Below are 18,851 nucleotides of genomic sequence, written 5' to 3'. Positions count from 1 at the left end.
GAGAAATAGGAAAGTAAGAGGAAAGGCCCGCAAGCGAGCCTCTCAACTAACTCACCAGATTAGGGGGTCAGGTTCTTAATGGCGAAGTGAGCGGTTTCGCTGGTCAGGCGGATGGTGGAATCCACCAAGACCTGTTCGCGCTCACTGTCGCCGGACTTGCCGAGCTTGGCAGACTGGAAGCCGCGCAGATACACGGCATCGCCGTATTCAGGGTTCAGGCCGTAGACGCGATCGGCACCAACCATGAGGTAGTGCGGAACGACAGTCATCTTGCCGAAGTCCGACAGGTACACATCAGCACCGCCGACCACTGCGCCCTGCGTGTCCTTCTTCTGCACTTCCCAGCGGTTCTGGGCGATGCCGGTGAAGGTCGAGAAGATCACCTTGTGATTGGGCGAGGCCACAACCATTTCGGGAACCTTGCCGGCCGCCGTGAAGGCAGATTGGGCGGCGGTATCCAGCAGCGCTTTGGTGAACGTGCGGTTCGTGCCAGCAGTGTTGGCAACGGTCGGGGCACCGGAAGTGTGAGCGGCAGTCGCGCCCGCACCACCGTGCAAGGCGTTCGTGTAGATAAGCACGCCCAGGCCTCCGGACTTCGGCGCCACTGCGGCAGAACCCGCTACAGCGGGGTTCGTGGACAGCGCCATAGCTTCCATGTCGCGCTGCAGCTCTTTGTAAGCCTTGGCCTTGTGATATGCCAGAGCAGACTTCATGCCCGCTTTCTTGACGATTTCCGCCCGACCGGACACGACGATGGTGTCCTGGAAGATCTGGCAATAGTTCGCCACGCGGCCGGGGGCAGCTTTGGCCGAACCGGTAGCATCGTCGCCGTCAAGGGCTGCGTTGTCCGCGTTGGCGGCGCGCAGGGTGTCACGTTGCCACTCGTGGTAGGTGTTCTCGGCAGTGCCACGGCCAAAGCTGGAGATGACGGGAGTTTCTTCGGGCGACACGTTGGTGATCTTGTCGATCAGGTCTTCGCGCGCGTTCGTACCCACCAGATAGCGGGTATAGGTATTGGTTGGGAGAGTCACTTTCGATCCTTTCGGTCGCTTCTCAGCGATGCGTCAGTTGTTTTCGAGGTAAGCGGCCAAATCCTTGAGCTTCGCCTTGCCGGAGGCAAACTTGGCATTGAGGGACTTGTTCCGCTGTTCTTGTTTCGGCACGCTCTGGCGTTGTGCGGGGAGTTTTGGCGCCTCTTGCACCTTTTTCACCACTGACGCCTTTTTGTCTTTCAGCTCCTGATAGGCCGCTGCATCACGCATGATTCGCACAAGAATGGGGTCGTACACGTTCGCCAACCTCGTGGCCGGCACCTTGTACTTGTCCTGCATCGTGTCGAAAATCTTCTTCAGGGCGGGCTTGTCCAGGCCGTCCTTCTTGAGTTCTTCCCACGTTGCCTCGTACGCTTCGGCTTCCTTCTGCCTGCGCGTGGCCTCTTGCTGCGCGGTTTCCCGCTGCACGCCTTGCTCGATCTGTTGCAGGGTGGAGGCGACGAATCGTTCACGCTGCTGTTCTTGCACCCAGGCGGCCGGGTCGGTTTGGGCGAGGAGCGCCATTTCTTCAGGAGACTTCAGGCCCGCGAATTGCCGGACAGCCGCATGTGCCATCTGCGCCTGCTGCATGTAGTAGTTTTGGCCCTCTTGGAGCTTTGTCGCTACTGCCTGCGTGACTTCGCGTTCCTTTGTCGCCAGTTCCTGCGTCTTTCGCGTGTAATCGCTGTGACGCTGATAACCAGCAACCAATTCTTTTTCGTCCACCTCAATGGTGGTATCGGCTCCGTCGTCGCCTTTGACGGGGACTTTGAATTTCAGGCTTGTCTGCTTTTTGGCTTCTTCGGATTCCTCGTCCTCTTCGGGCGCGTCATCTTCAGCAGGGTCTGGATCAGTTGCCTCGTCGGAGTTGTCCTGTTGGGGCTCGTCGGAGGGTTGGCCTTCTTCCTCTTCCGTGGGGTCAGAAGCATCAGCTTCGGGCGTGTCCACAAGGAATTGGGCCAGGTCATCAATACTTGCTGGGGCTTGTTCGGCTTGTCCAGTGCTCATGGGTAGCTTTCAGTCAGAACCACCCCTCACGTCCGCCTGAGGTGGCTAAGGCATGTCTCGCGACAGAGGCCGATGGGTAGGGCGTCTACCCGAAAACGCGGCGCAAGCCCTTGCGAGCGCCAGATTCGTCCCGTTCTTTGTCAATATTGATCTTGTGATCGGCGAACTTGCCGGACTCCACGAGCCCGTTCAAGATGCCCTCAAACTTGTCTGTCAATTTGGCGAGCTGGAGCAGCAGAAGCTGGCCTTCCTTGTCGCGGACAGGGCAGTCTTTCCACTGCTGGACTACCTGAGCCCTCAGGGACTCCATTGCAGCCTTGTAGGCTGGGTTTTCCAGCACCAGGCGGGCATCAACGCCTTGCTGGGCCGTCTGGTGGTCGGTCATGGTTGTGGCTCCGATGCTGGCGGCGTCTGTGCTGGCCCCTTGTTGCGGCTACTGGCCTGGATTTCGGCAACGATGAGCGCGCGCCGGTTGTCCTCATCAATCTTGTACTTATCCAGGCTGAGTTTTTGCTGTTCGAGCTCAAATTCCCGTTGGTCGCGCGCGAGTTCCCGCTGAGCGTCGCGTTCGTCGTTCTGCTGCTGCAACGTGAGCGAGTTGGCCTGCTCGCGCTCCTTGGCCTGGGCCTCAAACGTCATGCGCTTGTCTTCCTGCAGGCTGGTCGCCTGGAACTTCTGGGCCTCGGCCGTCAGCTTCATCTGCGCGATCTGGACCTGAGGGTCAACCGGCGGGGGCACTGGCTCTGGCAGCTTGTCGCCTGGATCCTGCCAAAAGTCACCCACGTTCTTGAAGCCGGCGTTTTCAACCAGCTTGGCCTGGGTGTTGTAGATGTTCTTCGGCGTGATGAGCAGCTTGCCAAACGGAGACTGAGCCAGCATGGCCTGAGACTGCCCAATAGCCTGCAGAATCATGGTCTGCTGCTCTTTGTCGCCCGTGCCCAGCCCAACATTGCTGGTCATGTCGTAGCTGTCGCGCCACTCGTTGGGGTCGTACTCCACGAACTCATTGCGCAACTTGAAGGAGATTTTTTCCATCTCACCATCGGTCAACAGCTTGAGGATTCCTTGGAAGGTCGGTTTGAGCAGGATCTCAGCAAACACCCGAGCAATGAGCTTGATGCGCTTTTGGGCCGCATTCATCACGCGCGTTTCGTAGTTCCCGCCACGGTTCAGCGCGTTTGCATCAATCCCTTGGCTCTGACCCGATACGCCCGTGCGCTTAGCCAGCATGGTGGCGGTGTATTCCAGCATCGGGAACATGGAAGCACCAACCCAAGGCGTCACCATCTCCTGAGTAGCGCCGTCCACCTTCTGGCGCACAATACCGCCCGCGCGACTGTCCAGCAGGTCATCAATATTGGCCATGGGCGACCAGTTGGCATCCGTCAGCACCTTGGTGCGCGGATTCATCGCCAGCCGGCCGGAGTCCACCATCTGGCGGGTCAATTCGCTGTTCAGCTCCTGCAGGTCGCTAACCGCTTCGGCCAGGCTCATGCCGTCCCAGCGGTGCTGGATCAGGATTGGCGAGGCCGTAGCAATGGGAACATGGCTGGTTTCCTCGTTCTTGAGGATCTTGTCCTTCAGGCGGTAGATGCAGCGGCGCTCTGCGATGCCGTCGCCGTCATAGTCCACCAACACGAATTCGATGCGCAGGAAGCCGGTGGTCTGGCTCTCGTCGTCCGACGCCAGGGTATTTGCATCGGTGCGGGCGTCTTCGGTCGTGCCGGCGCGATTCATGCGGAATGAGCCATCAGCACTGATACCCGCGTCATCCGAGGCGCTCAGGTCCGATGCGGTCACGTCGTCGTAGCCCATCTCGTGCAGCTCAGACAGCGTTACCGGCATGTTGCGGCACACATAGGGGCAATCAGCCAGGAGGGGGCTGGTCCAGTCACGTTTGACCAGCAAGTCCTCCGGCGGGAAGGCCTCGACCTTGATGATGGTCTTCTTCTCGATCTTGCTGATGCGAGCGTTGTAGGTCTGCTCAGTCATCAGCGGCTGGCCATCCAGGCCAACCACCGGACCTTGCGGCCCCATTACGGGCTGTGGAGGCTGCGCGGTAGCTGACTCAATCTCCGCGTCCTCGCCGGCCTCTTGCAGCAGCATCGCAAGCATTTCCTGCGTGGCGCCTGTAGCCGGGACAACCGACCTAACCCGCTTGGTTTCCTTGCGCCACATCACCGCGCAGTTCTTGACCATCAGGGCGTCCTTGAACGCGGTGTAAAGGACTAAAAAGCCGTTGTTCTGCTTGTGGAAGACGTAGTTGACGGCGTCCGTCGCCTGCTCCGCGCCCTGCACATCCTCCTTGCTGGTCGGCTCGAACACCACGGCCTTGTCAGTGCTGGTGAAGATGTCCAGCAGGTCTGGCATGATCCATTCAATCGTGTCCTGCACTTCGCTGGTGACGATGGCGGACAAACCCTCTTCCTCGTTGCCGTATGGCTGGCGGTAGTACTCCCGCATGCTCTTTTCACGCTCAGAACCGAGTCTGCCCCAGACGAATTGAGACGAGTCTTCCTCTAGCCCATTCAGGTGAGAGAGTAGCTTTTCGTCGTCCATTTTTGCCATTACCTGGCCTTTATCCGATGTGTCATGCGAGGTACTTCCGCTTGTATTTGATGGGCTTGAGCGCGGTGTCGTTCGGTATCTCGTACACCATTGCACCAAGTCCGAATGCATCCGCAGAGTGCGATGACCAATCATGGTCAGGGCCTAGCCCAACATCGCGCTCAAGGTCTCGCTTCTCGTGATACCAGCCGAGAGCATCCCGGCCGGCTTCTGTTGTTGACTCGTTGAACCACATCAGCGGGAATACCCGCCTGACGGCCTCAACGCGCTGACTTGCGGCGCCCTTGCCCTGGTTCGGGACTACCTCGACCGCATATCCGGCATCCTCAAACGCCTTGCGGTAAGAGGTGTCAAATACCTTTTCCTGCGTGTCGCCGTCGTGGGGCAGCCAGATCGTCACTAGGCCCGGAACGTAGCCCTTACTGCGCAGCCAGATCAGGTGCGCGCTGATCGGCTGGCCCTGGACCTCGTAGTGGTCAAGGACGCGAATCTCGCGGCCTACAAACTGCTCTATCCAAATGACAAAGTTGTCAGCTCTGGCGCCTGTTCCGCCTATGTCGATAAAGGCCCGGAGCGTCAGCAGTGGGTCTGCGGCGACCCGGCAGATTCGACCGCCCGCCTTCGCCGCAGTGAGCTGCTTGGCGAAGTACGCCCCATCCACAACCGAGACATGCTCACCTTCCCAGATGTGCCCATACTGATCGGGGCGCTCTTCTAAGTCTCGTTGCCGTTCCCGCTCCAGCTTGGCCGGGAACTTTGGGTTGTCTCGCCAATTCAGCTCGACTATCTTGATCAGGGGATCTTTGGTGCCCAGGAACCGCTTTTCAACTGCCGAGGTCTTGCGCTTTGGGTTCCAAGTTACCCACAGCTCGGCATTCCAATCTGAACCCTCTTCGCGCAGGGTTGGGATAACTACACCCCAGGCGGCATCCGTTACCGGCTCCGCTTCGTCCACCCACAGAATAAGTATTCGGCCCTTTGACTTGATGCTCGCAACACTGCGATCCAGCCCAACGAACGTAAACCAGATTCGGCCATCCCGGCTCTTGATGTATTTCTCACCGATCTCGTAATAGGCCGCAAGCCAGGGCTCTTCCTCGATGGCCCGTTTGCACTCCTCAAGGGAAGAGTCCTCAAGCGAGTTCATGAACTGCCGGCCGCAAACCAGCTGGCCAGTGACGCCCTCCATGCCGTACATGTAGCCGCGGGCGGCAATCATCTTTGCAAAACTGCGAGTCTTGGCCGAACCTCGGCCACCCTTCGCGCCCCTAACGTCAGCTCGTCCCTCGAAAACAGGAATTAGCTTGTCGGGGATCTCAATCTTGACTGCTGTCACGAGCCCTCATCGCCACCAGCTCAATGCGGGTGACGGTCTTAAAGTCCTCGCCGTCAGCGTTGGCTACCTGCAGCGGCAACAGCTTGGGGTAAATGCTCGACCAGAACGCCCGCTCATTCAGCGGGTCTTCCTGCGCCCAGGCGATTAAACGCTCTGTACCACCCAAACCCTCAGCCGCAAGCGCAATGGCCTCCTTGGCTGTTTTGGTGGTCTTGCTGACCGCTCCTTTGGGCTTTCCGGGGTTTCCCTTGCCGAATTGGCCCGTATTTTTCGGCTCAGTCATAGTCTTTGCGACTCCTTGCGGTTGGTCGCCCTCTGGTTTACTTCTTGTAGGTCTTGAAGCGCAGCTGCGGCTTCTTGATCGGGAATGGCTCGCCAGCCTTTACCGCTCTCTTGATGAACTCGGCTTCACGGACAGCAGGCCGGCCCATTGTGAAAATGAAGGTATTGCGCGTATTGCTGACTTTGAACTTGCTTTGACGCGTTGCCTTCAGCACCAGCCTGGGGCTGATGTATTTGATGGCTTGGTAGGCGTTGTTCTCGATGACGGCCTTGGCAACCTCGGCGAAGTGCTTGGGTTCGATCATGTTCGTAGCCTCCAAATGAAAAAGCCCGCTGGCTTAGGGCGGGCGAGTCGTCCTCTAAATAGAGGGTGTTAGTTCTTTGCGGCAGGCATACGATGCCCCAATAACGGAGGTTTGCGATGCCGCACTTTCTACTGAGCTTTCGTATTGAAAGCGATAGCACCTATCAAGATCGCTATGACTCTTTGCAAGAGGCACTACGTACGATTGCAGCCGAAATTCCGTGGGATGAAACCTCTTCGGTTTGCATTTTCCCCGCTGCCGGAACGGCCCAAAGCGTGGCAGACCATCTTTATTACAAAAGCAAGCTGCTCGCCCCAAAAGACCTGCTTTTGATAATTGATCTCGACAATAGGACGCACGCCCAGTACGGATGCAAGTATCCGAACTCGCTAAAAGCAAATCTCGGGTTTTAGGGCACGCCAAAAAAGCCAAAAGCCACCGTAGTGGGTGGCTTTAGAGACAGGTTTCCATCGAGGGCCCGGCGATTAGCGCCGTAGTTCGACAGATAGGAGGGTTTCAAGATGCGACATCTTGCGCCCCTCGGGGGTAATTCTATTCCGCCCCCAATCACTGTCAAGCGGTTTTGTGGATCTCCCGATACGACTGTTTGAAGGCGCCCAGCCAGGTTACCCGGCATAGGTCCATGTAGTCCACCATGCGGTGCCCAGCATCTCCGCCGGGCACGCGGGCCTGGGTGCTGCCGTGGCACTTGTCGCAGGTCCTGATCTTGTCGCCGGCCTGTACCGAACCCGTCCCCTGGCAGTTCTGGCACTTGCTGGCGAGCCAGTGAGCAATTGCGGCGGCCACGACTTCCTCGGGCTCTTCGCATCCCCATTGAACTGCTACAGCGAACAGGATCTCGCGCACGAGGAACCGCGATGGCAGCTTTTGGGCCAGCAACATGAGTTCTTTGCCGTACATCAACTCGCTCTGTTTCTGCTGTTCGTCCCGCTTCCGGCGGGCGCCCTCCTTATCTCGGCCCATGATGGGAACTATTTCCCCATCCCTTCCCTCGCGCTCGCCCACCTTGATTAAGGGCAATGCGTCGATCCAGGCCTTGAAGCTCATAGCCGGCATCCGCTGAGGTTTGGCTACTTGCTCCCATTCGGTCAGCAGGCGCTGCAGGGCGCCGCCCAGGACCCGACTCCCTTTTTGCTCCCCGCGCGCGGCCACGCCGGCCGCTATCAGGAGGTTCACGGCGCCGCGGCGGTTTTCGTCCAGACGCAGGTTGCTCGACCCGGCGGCGGCGCCGTAACGCTCCTCGAGCGACGGGGGCAGGGTTTCAGTGTTTATTGCCATGACTTTCCTTTCATTGTTATTTGGGATTCGCTCATACTGATGTTTTCACTGGGGGAAAGAAATGAAAGTGACGCCCACGCAATACGTCAATTTGCTGAATCAGGCTGTGCAGGCCGATGAGAACAAACAACCGGGTATGCGATTTTTCCTGCACCCCGAAGGCAGCACTGATCAAACCTGTCGCGGCATCGGTTTTGAACCACCAGCGGCCTTTGGTCTGGCGGCCGTCATCCAGAGCAAGGTGAACCGGGACAACCAGATCGAGCTTGCCTGAGATTGGCCGCAAACGCGCGCGCGGGCAGACCGGGAAAAGGGGGCTTATCATGGCTTCTCCCCTTTCCCTGTTTCACCATTCAGGCACTTGAGCGCCTCTTCATGCTGCGATTTAGTCCAGACCACCATCCCTCCGCCGTCACAGGGACACTTCTGCCCCGGGTAAAAGGGGTTGTAGTAGTTCGCCAATGCCTCCTCCGGGTCGCCCACCAGTAGCACCGTTTGCCCGTCCAGGATTACGGTAGTGAACAGCGTCCCGGTCGCGTCGGTTTTCAGGCCCACCATCTGTACGTCGCGGAAAGCCTCGCCAAAGCAGCTGGTGCGCTCATCCGGGGTGGCCTTTGACAGGTCCATGACCATCACGCAGCCTCCTTACGTGCGGTAGCGCGGTAGCTTTCACCTTTGAAGGGAATCCACTTCGCCGTCTCGGTCAGGCGGTCCATGACGCGCTCCCCGACAAACCCTCTGAAGCCGTCTTTGTCCTGGTTCGTCAACAGGATGGTGGGGAGCATGTTGCGGTAGCGCTGGTCCAGCACTCCGAACAGCAGGGTTTGCTCGCCGTCGGTGCCGTACTGCACGCCCACCTCGTCAACGACAAGTAGGTCAATAGTGGCGCCGAACTCCTCCAAGGCCTGGCCTTCGCTGCGGTCGGAGTCACGGCGCCACGTCGCCCGGATTTCCTGGATCATTTCCATGCAGGTCACGTACCGCACGACATAACGGTCCACCAAGCTCAGCATGATGGAACTGGACAGGTGGCTCTTACCGGTGCCCGGGTGGCCAGCCATCACGAGGCCCAATCCCTTAGCACGGTTTTCCGCGAACTGCTCCACATAGTCGCGGGCCATGGTCAGCGCTCGGATCTGCCCCGGCGTCGTGGCCTTGTAGGTTTCAAAGGCCCGATCCCGAAAGCGCAGTGGGATCCCGGCACCGTGAACCCGGCTTGCGCGCTCACGCATGGCGTGCACCAAGTCGAGGGCAGCGCGCTCGCGCTGGGCCTGGTCTTGCTGCTCGCGCTTGCAGTCCTGGCAGTCCTGCCAAATGTCCCGGGGTGGCATGTTTGGCAGGGTGAGCCGATGCCCGATACTGAAAAAGCCGCCATGTCGGTGGCAGTTCAATTGCATTCGACCCAGCAGCTCGGTCGGCTTGCCGCGGTATATCGCCAGCATCCGGTCGGCTCGGCCGCGCTCGTATTCGCTGGTGGGCTTGTATTCGTCAGAGAGTGAATGATCCGTCATCTTGGATTCCTTTCGATGGGTCTTTGTCGGCGAGTCCGCTGTGCAGGCTTGCGGTGCGTTGGGATTTGTGGGTTTGGCTGGCGCGCAGCTCGCAAGCCTTCGTGAGCCATGCTCGAGCCTCGGCTGGGCGCTCGACTACCGCGGCCTGGATCACGGCATCGGCCACGTCGTTGGTGAATTTCTTGCGCAGCCCGCCGATGAAAGTTCGGGCGCTGGCGTCGGTCATCCCCTGCCCGGTCAGCAGTTCGACGGCGGATTTCCAAAGGTCTGACGCGGAAAGTTCGAGATCGGGCGGCGACTTGTCGCCAGAAGCTTTAGCTTCTGTAATATCAAATCCCTTCTCCTTCTCCTTCTCCTTCTCCTTCTCCTTCTCCTTCTCCTTCTCCTTGGACTCAGCTACAGGGTCTGTGACAGACTGAGATACAGGCGGCTTTGGTGGGTCCACCGGCGCTTCTTTGGTGGTCTGTGACTGAACCAGTTTCAGACTCTGTTTCACCTTCTCGATTTCCGCCGTCAAGCTGTCTTTCTTGTCCTGTTCGGTTGCCGCGTCGAGGAGTTTTTGCAGCGCGGCAATACGGGCTTTGGCGGTTTTGCTGCGCTGTGACAACTTCGACTCAAGCGCTTTGTTGACGCCTTCGGCGACTGTGGGGTGGTACATCCGGCCGTCGTCACAGAGGATCCAGCCGCGCAATGCGCCGGGTTTAACCTTGCGCCAGGTCTTGATGTCCCGGCCCAGCTCGGCAAGGCGGCACAGAGCGATTTCGTCGGTTGGAAGGCTGCCGGCCGGAACCTGATCCCAGGACTTCATCCACAGCGTGACGCCTGCGCGCCATTCGGCGTCCGTGGTCTGCGCATGGAATTCGGATGCGAACAGGCGCGCGCGGTAGACCGGCGTGTGCGGGAAATCGCGCAGATCGCCCGCGGCCGGTGTCAATGGTGATATTTGAGCGTCAGGCATGACTTGCCTTATGCGAATTGAGCCAAGCGATAGATTTCGCCTCGGGCGGGCCGGCCACGTCAGGGCCGACCTGGATGATCAGCAGGTCCCTGAGAGCATCTCGCTGGGCGAACGTCAAGCTGTCGGGGAACGCATGCAGCCAGATCTGCCGGGCCGGCAGCTTGGTGGACAGGAACACGCCTATGCCGCGGGAATCGATCCACAAAGGCGCAGCGGTGGCGTCCACATTCATCTTGATCCGGGCCATGAATTCTTTGCCTACGGCCGCGGTGGCCGCCGACAGGGACAGCAGGAGGAGGTAATTGCGTTTCATAGCGCTCATGCTCCCCGTCCTGAGGCCGGAAATCTATCAAAACGTTTTAATTCGACATCCCTCATGGCGCCACCTGCTCGGCCTGGGCTTTCAGGTACGCCTCGATGGCGGTGATGTTGAACAGCGAGACCTTGGGCCCAGCCTTGATGGGTTTTGGGAACCCCGGGCGGCTACCTGGCCCGGATCCGCACCACTGCCACAAGGTGCTCTTACCGATGCACAAATGCTGGGCCGTGGCGGTTGCGCGAGCGTACTGGGGCTTTTGGTCGGCGCCGGGCGCCGTGTTCTGCTGGTTCATGCGAATTCCTTCACCGAGAAGTTTCCGACAGAACGCTCGCCAAAATCCGGGACAAATGTGCCTGAATTCGCCGATTTCCCCCTGAGGGAGGCTCGTTTGGGGTTTTCATCAGTGGTCGATGTCATGCCCGTCAGTCTGGCCAGGCAACGGTGGCAAGTCTTGGTGAAGGGTTGCACCGTTTGGCGAATTTGCCGAAGTCGAGTAGAAGCCACCATCACCGAGCCCCCTCAGGAATGACGAACGCCCGCTCCAGGCCGAAGTACTGCATGCGCCGGTGCATGGAGCCAGCGACGTGGGCCTGGCGCCGCAGGGTCAGCTCTGCGGCGGTGGTGGAGCCTTGGGGGTCTGGAGGCAGCGCCGTGGTGGCATGGGTGAAGTGTCGAGCTGCGGCTGCCCAGTCGCGGCGGTGGACGGCGTCGGTCGCTTGGAGTGCGGGAGAGGGCTGGGGCTTTTGGTCGGTGCCCTGCACCTTGCTGGATTGATTCATGCTGCCAAAGTCCGTAGTGGAGGATGGCGCAATGTTGAGTTCTTATCCCTATGCTGTGGTACGTCTGGCTAGCCAGCCGTTACGTGTGGCTGGCCGCCCGTTACGGCTAGCTAGCTAGCCGTACGCCCTTACTTCCTTCTTTGCTTCAGTAATGCCTCGTATATCAAGCGCTCTGGGTTCTTGGATTTATCAGCCAGCTCAGCAGGTAGTTCAAGTATGAGCTTCCGCGCAATATCTCGGTCGGCTCCGCGTAAACCACTCGCCATGCTCAGTGCCCAGGCTTTCAATGTCGCTGTTCCTTCGTTCTTTTTTTCCGCCCCAAGTCTCCCCGCGCGAGAAAGCATCGCGCGTCGCTCGGACTCACTTCGAACATCAACTACAGAAGCATTGGGAAGCATGCCGAATATCTTCCCGACTCCAGTGGCAATGGCCATTAACATGGATAGCCGGCTCAAAAGCTTGTCGGTATTCATTGAGTTGTCATAGTCCAAAGTCAACGCAGAGTAGGACATGCTCAGAGCCTCAAGAGCGCCTCTAGGCACATTCGGAACCGACGCACACAACAATTCAAACGACTTCGAGGCTTTCTCGTACATTGCACCATCTTGAGCTTCTGGAAGGTCCTTGGCAGCCTGGCTCAGCTGCATGGTGAACGCGGATGTTCCGTGATCCTTAAATATTTCAGCTGGAATCTTTAAGACGTTATCGACCAAGTAGTTCAGTTGCCCGAGAAGATCGTTTCTCACATCAGCATAGTCATCCATCGAAAAAAGCTCGTCGGACTTCTCCTTCAAAGAAGACTTCTCTTCAGAGCCGGCTCCGCTGGTTCGCCCCAAACCCGTCTGGTACGCTTTCATGAGAATTTTTTCTTCGTCGGGTGACGGCGGGTCTTGCTGAGAATAAATCAGGTGATAAAGATCGACATCACCGGGCTTAAGATACAAACCCAGTAGCCACTCAGGTGCGGCCGTACAGTCGTCGGGAGGGTAGAAGTACTTGCCCATGCCTTTGATGAAGACTAATGTTTCATCGTTGGACTCTAACTCTCTAAAATTTCCAGAGCCTTCGTCTACGTAAAGGGGGAGTCCTCGATACACCATATGACAGACCAGGGCGATAGAGTTTTGAAGTCGATCTATATAGTCTTCCAACAGCTCTCGAAAAATCGAATCCATAAAGTCATCCGGGTCAACATTAAACAGCCGGAAGTAAATTGTTCGATTTGAGCTGAACGTGTCGTCGAGGCAGTATTGTTCCAATGGGACGTATGGTGAGGCGCTCTTTTCCCGACCGCTCAGCGCGGCAAGAAAATGTTTCGCCACATACCCATACCGTCGAACAGACTTTGGCGCAATGCTTGCAAACGTGTCCGGTTGAGTGACCAGTGCGCCGAGAAGATGAGAAAACAATTCACGCGGAGATTCGACAATCTTCTTTCGAACTCCCTCGACCGTCTCGTCATGTTGCTTTAATGCTTCCAAGTATTTCGGGTCGTCCGACGAAAGCCGTTCCCGGGGCTCCAATGGCTTTTCAAAAATTGTGAATCTGACGTCTTTGTTCATAGTGCCCCCCACTCAATACTTGACTAACCGCAGATGCCCGTAGCTTTCGCCTATTGGGGAAAGCTGCCACGGATAGTAGAAGAATGTTTCTCCGTTGCTAGAGCGCGCCCTATAGCCGTGACAACAATCGACCCTCTTGTCGTTCCTCACATACGGACCGTCATCCATATCTACGACGTAAGCGCCATATGGACCAACGATTGTGGCTGATCCCGCTTCGTCTCCATCGCCATCCCAAACGGTAACTCGCTCCCCAACTCTGAATATTGCTGAGGCAGCACGGCGGGCAGCTTCCACTTTCTCCTCGCCAGGGAACTCGATGCAGCCGTGGAATTTCTCATCCTCAATCAACCTTGCGAGGCATTTGATCAGCGCACCCCACGCCACAGCTTCGCCGCGCGGCCCATCATATTTCGACCTCTGTTTCTTGGCGTCACTCAGAACTTCTTCCGCGTCCTTCACCGACACATAGAAAACGGCGGTCAGGTTAGGCAGTATTTTTTCCGCCCACTCCGGCCTGAAACGTTCAAAGACCCCTCGCCGCACGTAATTTCGCTGGATTGTCGGCGTCAACTGCAGCTGTAGGGGGCCCGTGAGACGTGCTTGCTGTGCGGCCGGCGCCGCCGACTCTATGACAGCCAGCACTCGCTTGAGGGTATCCGGCTCGTCACCAAAGAGGAGCTCTATCGCTTCGCGCTTAAGGTACGCGGCCATTAGTTGCTCCTCGATGGCTGGGAGCAACTTAACTCACCAGTTGCTCGTTTGAGGAAGGTTTGAAATTCCTCATGCTCTTGAGCCATGCAATACCTGGTCCATTGAACGCGAGCCGCGGGAGTTTGCCTCCATAGCTCTCGTTCGTATGCGCAACGTGCTTCGTAGAGATTGGCCGCCGCAAATCCCGTCCCAATCTCGGTAGTCGGTGTCCTCTGCAGCATCCACCAGTCACCGTGCACCCATACTGACATCGGGCCTTTAATGCCGGGCGGGCGGCTGCGTTGAAGCCAATAGGTGAACCCATCGTCCCCATTCCAGCCGCGGCTTCTCCGCCCGGAAGGCCAGTCAAATTTCTTAGGAATAAGGTCTTCGTCCAGGAGCTGAGCTGCAGTTCCCTCCCAGCGCACGCACATGCGCGGTTGGATCTCAATAATCAGTTCACGGGCCTCCATCGTCCCCGGGGTTTCTTGGGAAGACGGGCTATTAGTGACATACTTACGGGTAGCCATGATTCACTCCAATCCAGTGAGTTTTGGTCAGACGGTCAGGGTGGTTCCAAGCACCTTGGCCGTCGTCTTTTGTGCCCTGCATTAACCGCTGCAGGGCATAGCGGTTACTCTTCTGGCTCCTTAGCCTTATCGATTTTCTCGCGCACCCATGGCGCACCTCCGAGGCGAGCCAGCTTCTCGCGCTGTACCACCGTCATCTTCAGGGTCACGCCGATAGTCCTCACTCCTTCGCTTAAAGGTTTCCGACCAGGTGCTAATTTTTGGGAAATATTTTCCTTGCGTTGCATGCGATAAATAGTAATCCTTTTTATCACACCATGCAAGTACCATTCGGTGGGTCAGAAAGTCCAGGCCACCTGCTCTCCCTCAAGGTGGACCGGCTGGCGAGTCACCCTATCTGGGCGTACGTTGGCCGGGAAGTCCTGGGGAATCTTGTCTACGCCGTCAAACAGTGACGGCTGAAACTTGACCTTGAAGCCGGCTATGCGCAGCCTGAGCCGCAGCGAGGCCAGCGCTACCCGTAGATGGATGGCCAAGTCTTTGGGCTCCCAGTTGAACCGCATTAGAAGCAACACATACGCGGCCGCTTCGGAGTAGCTGCGCTGTACAGCGGCCTGAACCTCGTCACCGTCTTGAGTTGCTTCCAAGCTGACTACTGGATCGTAGGAAGCCGGGGCAGTAAGTAGTCGGGCCAGAGTGGCGCCGAATGAGGTACTTTCCTCGCGATCCCAGTCCGTATCGAGCTTGACGGCGAATCGGATGTTCTTGTCGGCGAACTTCACTAAGCGGTTGTACAGCCGGCCAAGAAGCGTCTGTTGGTCTACCTGGTCAGTGAAGTCGAAAGGGTAACCGCGCTTGTTGCCTATGTCTTCGGCGGCCAGATAGGCCTCGCTTTCAACATCACCAAGCTCTACGTCACCCTTTGAGCCGCGGACAATGCGCCTGAGGTCTTCCGCTCGATCTTTGAAGAACTTGGTTATCGCGTCGAACCCTGCACTCATTGAGGCCCCATCTGTTTAGGTGGCCATAATGTATCGCAAGCCCACTGAACTAAAGTTCATCAATTAAGCAAATGCTAATCCTGACCATCGATATCAACAGAGAAGTACGAGGCGTATATGTCGCTAGGGCAGAGCAAGGCGGCGTGTTGGTGACGCCGCCTAGGACTTATGACAGCATCGCAACGGCGATCCGGCAAGAGGCTCTTTGTGTCCCGCCAGGCTTCGCGCATTTCCTCGAGTTCACCTATGACGGGATGTCTACGGGGACCCATCCGATTGAGGACGTACCTGACAAAGCGGTTGAACTGGCCGACCGGCTGGTGACGCTGAATCACCAGATGCACATGTTGCTGGAAGATAACGGATCCACCGGTACATAGATGCACCGGCAAGTAAGCTGACTTCTAGCGCCGCCGCCCCCTCATACCAGAATCGCTCAAGCGGTTCTTTACTTAGCCGCTCCTTTTTCTGGCCCGGAGGTGGCAATTGATGGCGATTCAACAAGACCGTAGGTGTTTGAGAAGTCGTAAACCATAAAGTCATTTCTTTCAAAGCGTTTAACAAAATGGACTCGCGCATTTTTCATGGCACCAGAAAGCCGCTCAAACGCTCGCCTTAAATAGTCAACTGAGCTATCTGTTTCGCTCACAATTGAACGAAACAGATGTTCGCCCAAAGCGCGGCGCATATCAGCTTCACTTACGGTCACTCCGTCCGAGATACCAGAAGCAATAAGAGCGGGGCGAACTTTTTCTGCGTACAGTGCTGACCGGGCATTCCATTGATCCAGTGCCTGGCCATAATTCTGCTGCGCCATGTATGTTTCCTGGAGAACCAAATGACCCTCCATTCCTTTCAATAGAAAGGCAAGGTCTGGCAACTCGAGAATATTCCTCAAGGAGTTGATCGGTCCCGAGGCCTGCATAACAAATGCGCGCCCGGGATGATGCAGATAGGGAGATACATAGTCGCGTTGAATTAACACAAGCATATTCATTTGATGCGCCAGCGCAAACAACAATCGATGCGCCGCGACCAATTCATTCCTCAGTTCTTGGGTCTCCTGGTGACGGCGCTGAAAATAGTAGGCAAGCATTGCACCTACGAATGCAGCTACTAATGTCGTAAATCCATTTGCAAGCGCGTCCGCAGTGAAAGGCTTAATTAGAGTGGCCCAATCAGCGGTCCACACGCCTGATGCAATCGAAGGCGCGCTATCGGTGGCACCGGACTGAGCTGCATTTGTCGCAGCAGCAGCCGATGCCGACGCCGCAATAGTTATTGGCATAAATGATCCTAGATATATTCCGGATTGTTGCTAACCTGGCCTAGCCGAATCTTTTAGCGCCAGTTTCCGCGCTTGTGTCACGTCGGCTGCGGGCGCCAGGCCTACGCCTCGCGTTCTTCCACCCAATGCGAGCCAGATCAATAGATCTCATTGCCGGTCTCGGCGACGATCTGGAAATCTCGACGTGCCTCTTCGGTAACAGGAGTCCATAGGCCGCCGCTCTTCACCTAGTCTTCATGGTGAACAACATGCTCGGCCCAGCAGAGGCGGATTTCTTTCACGGCCTATTCCTTGGAGTTTCTCGTCAACTGGACTAGTTGAACTACCTCACATTTTTGGAAGAATGAAGTCTCGATAAAGAGAGACACCGAGATTTCCAACTTCAAAAATGTAGTCACCGGGCGATACGTGGATCAATTCACCCTTTTGAGCTTCGACAATAAAGTCACCTATTGCGTAACTGCAACTACCGTCAATAACATACACCGTGCACGGCAATCCGACCAATTCTGATGATCGAAGTCCTGCGTCGTATCTATTCCAAGATATCCGATGCGCCACATTCGGCCGGTGTAAGGCTCGAATACCTGCTTCAGAGATCAATTCATCGGAAATATCTTTCCATTTTTCTTTTATTAGCCCCATTGACATCAGCCCTTAAAAACTATTTCTTGGGGAATTTTTCGCAGATATCGATACACCCGCAAATCCTGCCGTGTCTTGGCCCTGTGGTCAACCACGGACAGCCACTGCATGTTTTCTACCTTATCGGCGCCGCCGGTACATAACGGGCCCGCTGTAAGATTAACTATGAATATTTTTACAAATCGGATTGCCGCAAACATTTCCCGCACTGCAGCATCGGTAGCCGCGTGCGTCTTGATCGGTGCCTGCGCAACTGCGCCCCCTTACCTAAACGTGGCTGGCCCTGAAAGTGCGACTTTGACCGTGGAGAATCGTTCCGGAGGTCCACTTGTGCTCTTGGGATCTCAACGTGGCGACTGCACGGACTTCTATCCCTTTGGCGGCCAAAAGGAGAACCACGTACTGGAGGCAGGTAGAAGTGTGCAGACCTCCCTAGATCCAGCAAGCTTTTTCATCATCGCCGCATCAGCGGTTCGCGGTGCAAGTAGTTGCGGAATTTACACAGCAATTAAGCCAAGCCCGGGAGGTAGGTACGTTGCAACTATGACGCGTGATGGGCGCGGGTGCAGGTTTGACATCCGTCAAGACGGTGGAGATAGTGCCGCTCGGGCGGAGGTCAGAGAAGTAAATACAGCTGGACTGCTTTTCGGGCCAGTTCGATGCTCAGTGAAGCAGCCCTAGGGGTTGCAGAGCTGTAAGCTAGCTGTACCCTAACATCATGCTGTGATTCAACAGTGACCATGAGACATAGTTTTCATACGGTATGTCGGGGTCAACCCAGTAGATTGGACAGGCGCTGCGGCGCTCTCCGGTGGCTGGGCATGGGTTGTGACGCTTGAAAGCCAGAACTTCGGCGGCAGACCTAACAGCTTGTACTTCTCCCCATGCACATCGCACTCAGAAGGGCTATTGCCAAGACGGCTTTACTTTGCATCAGCGCCGGAGATGATCAAGGTCGCCAATCCGATACCGATCATGAATATTGCAAGGCCGGCGTTTGTGGCGTCGAGTATCTTGTAGATTCCTATCCAGTCCGAGGGATAGGTAAACCATGCACCGCCATGAAACTGTCGTGCGAGATCGATAACGCTATAACCGAACCACATTCCATGCTTAGCGTAGGTATATAGCTGGTAACTCCACGCGGCTAAAGCGCCACCAATCCCGAGCAGTGCAGAAGTGGCCGCAAGTCCAAGGGCGGAAGCATCGGAAGCCATGCTACTTAGAGCCAAAAAATCCGGCGATGATCCAACATGTGAGCCGATGAGCGATGTAAATTGGGATGAGCGCGCCCAGGAGCACGAAACCAATCATCGTGTCGCCGGCACTGGCGCTGGAAAAGATCAGTGACGCCCCAGTCAGAAGCGCTAGCACGGCCCAGAGGCCCCACCAAACTACGCTTATGCGTTCAAGGCCAAGTTTGATATTCATTCAGCATTCCACTTGAAATCGATTAGCGGCAAACTGTCTGCCACTGGTATTGGCCGGTATAGGGGTTGAGCACTTGTTGCTGCGAGCAACTTTGTGTGCCAAGAGGGGGTAACACAGGTGCTTGGATTGGAGCAATGGATGGTGGAGCAATAGGGCAAATCACCGGCGCGCAAATCGGTGGCAGATCTAAGCTATTTGAGCAAAATGGCTGATTTTGACCATTTGAACAACGACACACGCAAGCCGCGTCGGCACAAACGGAAGTCAGAATCAACGCGGCACCCAAAATTACCGTTTTCATAGCC

At 56.7% G+C, this 18,851-nt stretch carries 24 protein-coding genes; 3 read left to right on the top strand and 21 right to left on the bottom strand.

Annotated elements, in window-relative coordinates; translation table 11 throughout:
* Positions 1-59: 59 nt before the first annotated feature.
* The 7 genes from BLQ85_RS15115 to BLQ85_RS15080 form a co-directional block, all read right to left on the bottom strand.
* The gene (locus BLQ85_RS15115) at positions 60-1,031 is read right to left on the bottom strand and encodes an SU10 major capsid protein (RefSeq protein ID WP_139201000.1); all 972 of its coding nucleotides are present in this window, start codon (positions 1,029-1,031) and stop codon (positions 60-62) included.
* A gap of 33 nt (positions 1,032-1,064) precedes the next feature.
* Positions 1,065-2,039, bottom strand: a complete 975-nt coding sequence (locus BLQ85_RS24315; RefSeq protein ID WP_139200999.1) for a hypothetical protein — start codon at positions 2,037-2,039, stop codon at positions 1,065-1,067.
* A gap of 85 nt (positions 2,040-2,124) precedes the next feature.
* Entirely contained in the window at positions 2,125-2,424 is a 300-nt protein-coding gene (locus BLQ85_RS15100) for a hypothetical protein (protein WP_074578046.1), read from the bottom strand.
* On the bottom strand, positions 2,421-4,598 hold the full coding sequence (locus tag BLQ85_RS15095) for a portal protein (protein ID WP_139200998.1): 2,178 nt from the start codon (positions 4,596-4,598) through the stop codon (positions 2,421-2,423). Before BLQ85_RS15095 ends, BLQ85_RS15100 begins: the two co-directional genes overlap by 4 nt.
* Positions 4,599-4,629: 31 nt before the next feature.
* Positions 4,630-5,943: a phage terminase large subunit gene (locus BLQ85_RS15090; protein WP_074578044.1), complete on the bottom strand. Its 1,314-nt coding sequence runs from the start codon at positions 5,941-5,943 to the stop codon at positions 4,630-4,632.
* Complete coding sequence (locus BLQ85_RS15085) at positions 5,924-6,226, bottom strand: hypothetical protein (RefSeq protein WP_074578043.1); 303 nt, start codon at positions 6,224-6,226, stop codon at positions 5,924-5,926. Before BLQ85_RS15085 ends, BLQ85_RS15090 begins: the two co-directional genes overlap by 20 nt.
* Before the next feature lie 37 nt (positions 6,227-6,263).
* The gene (locus BLQ85_RS15080) at positions 6,264-6,530 is read right to left on the bottom strand and encodes a hypothetical protein (protein WP_074578042.1); all 267 of its coding nucleotides are present in this window, start codon (positions 6,528-6,530) and stop codon (positions 6,264-6,266) included.
* 116 nt (positions 6,531-6,646) lie between these two features.
* Between BLQ85_RS15080 and BLQ85_RS24310 the strand changes: the two genes are divergently transcribed.
* Positions 6,647-6,943, top strand: coding sequence for a hypothetical protein (locus BLQ85_RS24310; RefSeq protein ID WP_139200997.1), 297 nt, complete (start codon positions 6,647-6,649; stop codon positions 6,941-6,943).
* 160 nt (positions 6,944-7,103) lie between these two features.
* Here the strand turns inward: BLQ85_RS24310 and BLQ85_RS15075 are convergent, their stop codons facing one another.
* Positions 7,104-7,829: a J domain-containing protein gene (locus BLQ85_RS15075; RefSeq protein ID WP_074578041.1), complete on the bottom strand. Its 726-nt coding sequence runs from the start codon at positions 7,827-7,829 to the stop codon at positions 7,104-7,106.
* 61 nt (positions 7,830-7,890) lie between these two features.
* Here BLQ85_RS15075 and BLQ85_RS15070 point away from each other — a divergent pair, with 61 nt between their 5' ends.
* Positions 7,891-8,103 (top strand): hypothetical protein, encoded by a 213-nt coding sequence (locus BLQ85_RS15070; RefSeq protein ID WP_074578040.1) that lies wholly within the window; start codon positions 7,891-7,893, stop codon positions 8,101-8,103.
* Positions 8,104-8,150: 47 nt separating this feature from the next.
* Here BLQ85_RS15070 and BLQ85_RS15065 read toward each other — a convergent pair whose 3' ends face one another.
* From BLQ85_RS15065 to BLQ85_RS15025, 10 genes are all read right to left on the bottom strand, one after another.
* Positions 8,151-8,462, bottom strand: a complete 312-nt coding sequence (locus BLQ85_RS15065; RefSeq protein ID WP_074578039.1) for a hypothetical protein — start codon at positions 8,460-8,462, stop codon at positions 8,151-8,153.
* A complete protein-coding gene (locus BLQ85_RS15060; RefSeq protein WP_083336870.1) occupies positions 8,462-9,340 on the bottom strand; it encodes an ATP-binding protein in 879 nt (292 codons plus the stop codon). The genes BLQ85_RS15065 and BLQ85_RS15060 overlap by 1 nt, the downstream gene beginning before the upstream one ends.
* Positions 9,318-10,298, bottom strand: a complete 981-nt coding sequence (locus tag BLQ85_RS15055; RefSeq protein ID WP_074578038.1) for a DUF1376 domain-containing protein — start codon at positions 10,296-10,298, stop codon at positions 9,318-9,320. The genes BLQ85_RS15060 and BLQ85_RS15055 overlap by 23 nt, the downstream gene beginning before the upstream one ends.
* Complete coding sequence (locus BLQ85_RS15050; RefSeq protein WP_074578037.1) at positions 10,291-10,611, bottom strand: hypothetical protein; 321 nt, start codon at positions 10,609-10,611, stop codon at positions 10,291-10,293. Before BLQ85_RS15050 ends, BLQ85_RS15055 begins: the two co-directional genes overlap by 8 nt.
* A gap of 61 nt (positions 10,612-10,672) precedes the next feature.
* Positions 10,673-10,909, bottom strand: coding sequence for a helix-turn-helix transcriptional regulator (locus tag BLQ85_RS15045; RefSeq protein WP_074578036.1), 237 nt, complete (start codon positions 10,907-10,909; stop codon positions 10,673-10,675).
* Positions 10,910-11,123: 214 nt separating this feature from the next.
* A complete protein-coding gene (locus BLQ85_RS15040; protein ID WP_074578035.1) occupies positions 11,124-11,396 on the bottom strand; it encodes a hypothetical protein in 273 nt (90 codons plus the stop codon).
* Positions 11,397-11,524: 128 nt separating this feature from the next.
* Positions 11,525-12,958 carry a hypothetical protein gene (locus BLQ85_RS15035; protein WP_139200996.1) on the bottom strand — a complete coding sequence of 478 codons (1,434 nt, stop codon included), beginning with the start codon at positions 12,956-12,958 and terminating at the stop codon, positions 11,525-11,527.
* Positions 12,959-12,970: 12 nt separating this feature from the next.
* Positions 12,971-13,672 (bottom strand): hypothetical protein, encoded by a 702-nt coding sequence (locus tag BLQ85_RS15030; RefSeq protein ID WP_139200995.1) that lies wholly within the window; start codon positions 13,670-13,672, stop codon positions 12,971-12,973.
* A 613-nt stretch (positions 13,673-14,285) separates the two neighbouring features.
* Positions 14,286-14,468, bottom strand: a complete 183-nt coding sequence (locus BLQ85_RS24305) for a hypothetical protein (protein ID WP_139200994.1) — start codon at positions 14,466-14,468, stop codon at positions 14,286-14,288.
* 51 nt (positions 14,469-14,519) lie between these two features.
* Positions 14,520-15,182: a hypothetical protein gene (locus tag BLQ85_RS15025; RefSeq protein ID WP_074578032.1), complete on the bottom strand. Its 663-nt coding sequence runs from the start codon at positions 15,180-15,182 to the stop codon at positions 14,520-14,522.
* Positions 15,183-15,253: 71 nt separating this feature from the next.
* Between BLQ85_RS15025 and BLQ85_RS15020 the strand changes: the two genes are divergently transcribed.
* On the top strand, positions 15,254-15,562 hold the full coding sequence (locus tag BLQ85_RS15020) for a hypothetical protein (RefSeq protein ID WP_074578031.1): 309 nt from the start codon (positions 15,254-15,256) through the stop codon (positions 15,560-15,562).
* A gap of 68 nt (positions 15,563-15,630) precedes the next feature.
* On the opposite strand, the gene BLQ85_RS24300 is transcribed toward BLQ85_RS15020, so the two are convergent.
* The 3 genes from BLQ85_RS24300 to BLQ85_RS15010 form a co-directional block, all read right to left on the bottom strand.
* The gene (locus BLQ85_RS24300; protein ID WP_139200993.1) at positions 15,631-16,470 is read right to left on the bottom strand and encodes a hypothetical protein; all 840 of its coding nucleotides are present in this window, start codon (positions 16,468-16,470) and stop codon (positions 15,631-15,633) included.
* Positions 16,471-18,038: 1,568 nt separating this feature from the next.
* A complete protein-coding gene (locus BLQ85_RS15015; RefSeq protein WP_074578030.1) occupies positions 18,039-18,332 on the bottom strand; it encodes a hypothetical protein in 294 nt (97 codons plus the stop codon).
* Between the two features lies 1 nt (position 18,333).
* On the bottom strand, positions 18,334-18,546 hold the full coding sequence (locus BLQ85_RS15010) for a hypothetical protein (protein WP_074578029.1): 213 nt from the start codon (positions 18,544-18,546) through the stop codon (positions 18,334-18,336).
* Between the last annotated feature and the right edge of the window lie 305 nt (positions 18,547-18,851).

Source organism: Polaromonas sp. JS666, assembly GCF_900103405.1.
GTDB lineage: Bacteria > Pseudomonadota > Gammaproteobacteria > Burkholderiales > Burkholderiaceae_C > Polaromonas.
This window is presented reverse-complemented; position numbering and strand designations above follow the sequence as displayed.

Coding starts and splice junctions, on each gene's coding strand:
- BLQ85_RS24315 (WP_139200999.1), bottom strand. CDS start 2,039: ATGAGCACTGGACAAGCCGAACAAGCCCCAGCAAGTATTGATGACCTG.
- BLQ85_RS15100 (WP_074578046.1), bottom strand. CDS start 2,424: ATGACCGACCACCAGACGGCCCAGCAAGGCGTTGATGCCCGCCTGGTG.
- BLQ85_RS15095 (WP_139200998.1), bottom strand. CDS start 4,598: ATGGACGACGAAAAGCTACTCTCTCACCTGAATGGGCTAGAGGAAGAC.
- BLQ85_RS15085 (WP_074578043.1), bottom strand. CDS start 6,226: ATGACTGAGCCGAAAAATACGGGCCAATTCGGCAAGGGAAACCCCGGA.
- BLQ85_RS15080 (WP_074578042.1), bottom strand. CDS start 6,530: ATGATCGAACCCAAGCACTTCGCCGAGGTTGCCAAGGCCGTCATCGAG.
- BLQ85_RS24310 (WP_139200997.1), top strand. CDS start 6,647: ATGCCGCACTTTCTACTGAGCTTTCGTATTGAAAGCGATAGCACCTAT.
- BLQ85_RS15075 (WP_074578041.1), bottom strand. CDS start 7,829: ATGGCAATAAACACTGAAACCCTGCCCCCGTCGCTCGAGGAGCGTTAC.
- BLQ85_RS15070 (WP_074578040.1), top strand. CDS start 7,891: ATGAAAGTGACGCCCACGCAATACGTCAATTTGCTGAATCAGGCTGTG.
- BLQ85_RS15065 (WP_074578039.1), bottom strand. CDS start 8,462: ATGGTCATGGACCTGTCAAAGGCCACCCCGGATGAGCGCACCAGCTGC.
- BLQ85_RS15060 (WP_083336870.1), bottom strand. CDS start 9,340: ATGACGGATCATTCACTCTCTGACGAATACAAGCCCACCAGCGAATAC.
- BLQ85_RS15055 (WP_074578038.1), bottom strand. CDS start 10,298: ATGCCTGACGCTCAAATATCACCATTGACACCGGCCGCGGGCGATCTG.
- BLQ85_RS15050 (WP_074578037.1), bottom strand. CDS start 10,611: ATGAAACGCAATTACCTCCTCCTGCTGTCCCTGTCGGCGGCCACCGCG.
- BLQ85_RS15045 (WP_074578036.1), bottom strand. CDS start 10,909: ATGAACCAGCAGAACACGGCGCCCGGCGCCGACCAAAAGCCCCAGTAC.
- BLQ85_RS15040 (WP_074578035.1), bottom strand. CDS start 11,396: ATGAATCAATCCAGCAAGGTGCAGGGCACCGACCAAAAGCCCCAGCCC.
- BLQ85_RS15035 (WP_139200996.1), bottom strand. CDS start 12,958: ATGAACAAAGACGTCAGATTCACAATTTTTGAAAAGCCATTGGAGCCC.
- BLQ85_RS15030 (WP_139200995.1), bottom strand. CDS start 13,672: ATGGCCGCGTACCTTAAGCGCGAAGCGATAGAGCTCCTCTTTGGTGAC.
- BLQ85_RS24305 (WP_139200994.1), bottom strand. CDS start 14,468: ATGCAACGCAAGGAAAATATTTCCCAAAAATTAGCACCTGGTCGGAAA.
- BLQ85_RS15025 (WP_074578032.1), bottom strand. CDS start 15,182: ATGAGTGCAGGGTTCGACGCGATAACCAAGTTCTTCAAAGATCGAGCG.
- BLQ85_RS15020 (WP_074578031.1), top strand. CDS start 15,254: ATGCTAATCCTGACCATCGATATCAACAGAGAAGTACGAGGCGTATAT.
- BLQ85_RS24300 (WP_139200993.1), bottom strand. CDS start 16,470: ATGCCAATAACTATTGCGGCGTCGGCATCGGCTGCTGCTGCGACAAAT.
- BLQ85_RS15015 (WP_074578030.1), bottom strand. CDS start 18,332: ATGGCTTCCGATGCTTCCGCCCTTGGACTTGCGGCCACTTCTGCACTG.
- BLQ85_RS15010 (WP_074578029.1), bottom strand. CDS start 18,546: ATGAATATCAAACTTGGCCTTGAACGCATAAGCGTAGTTTGGTGGGGC.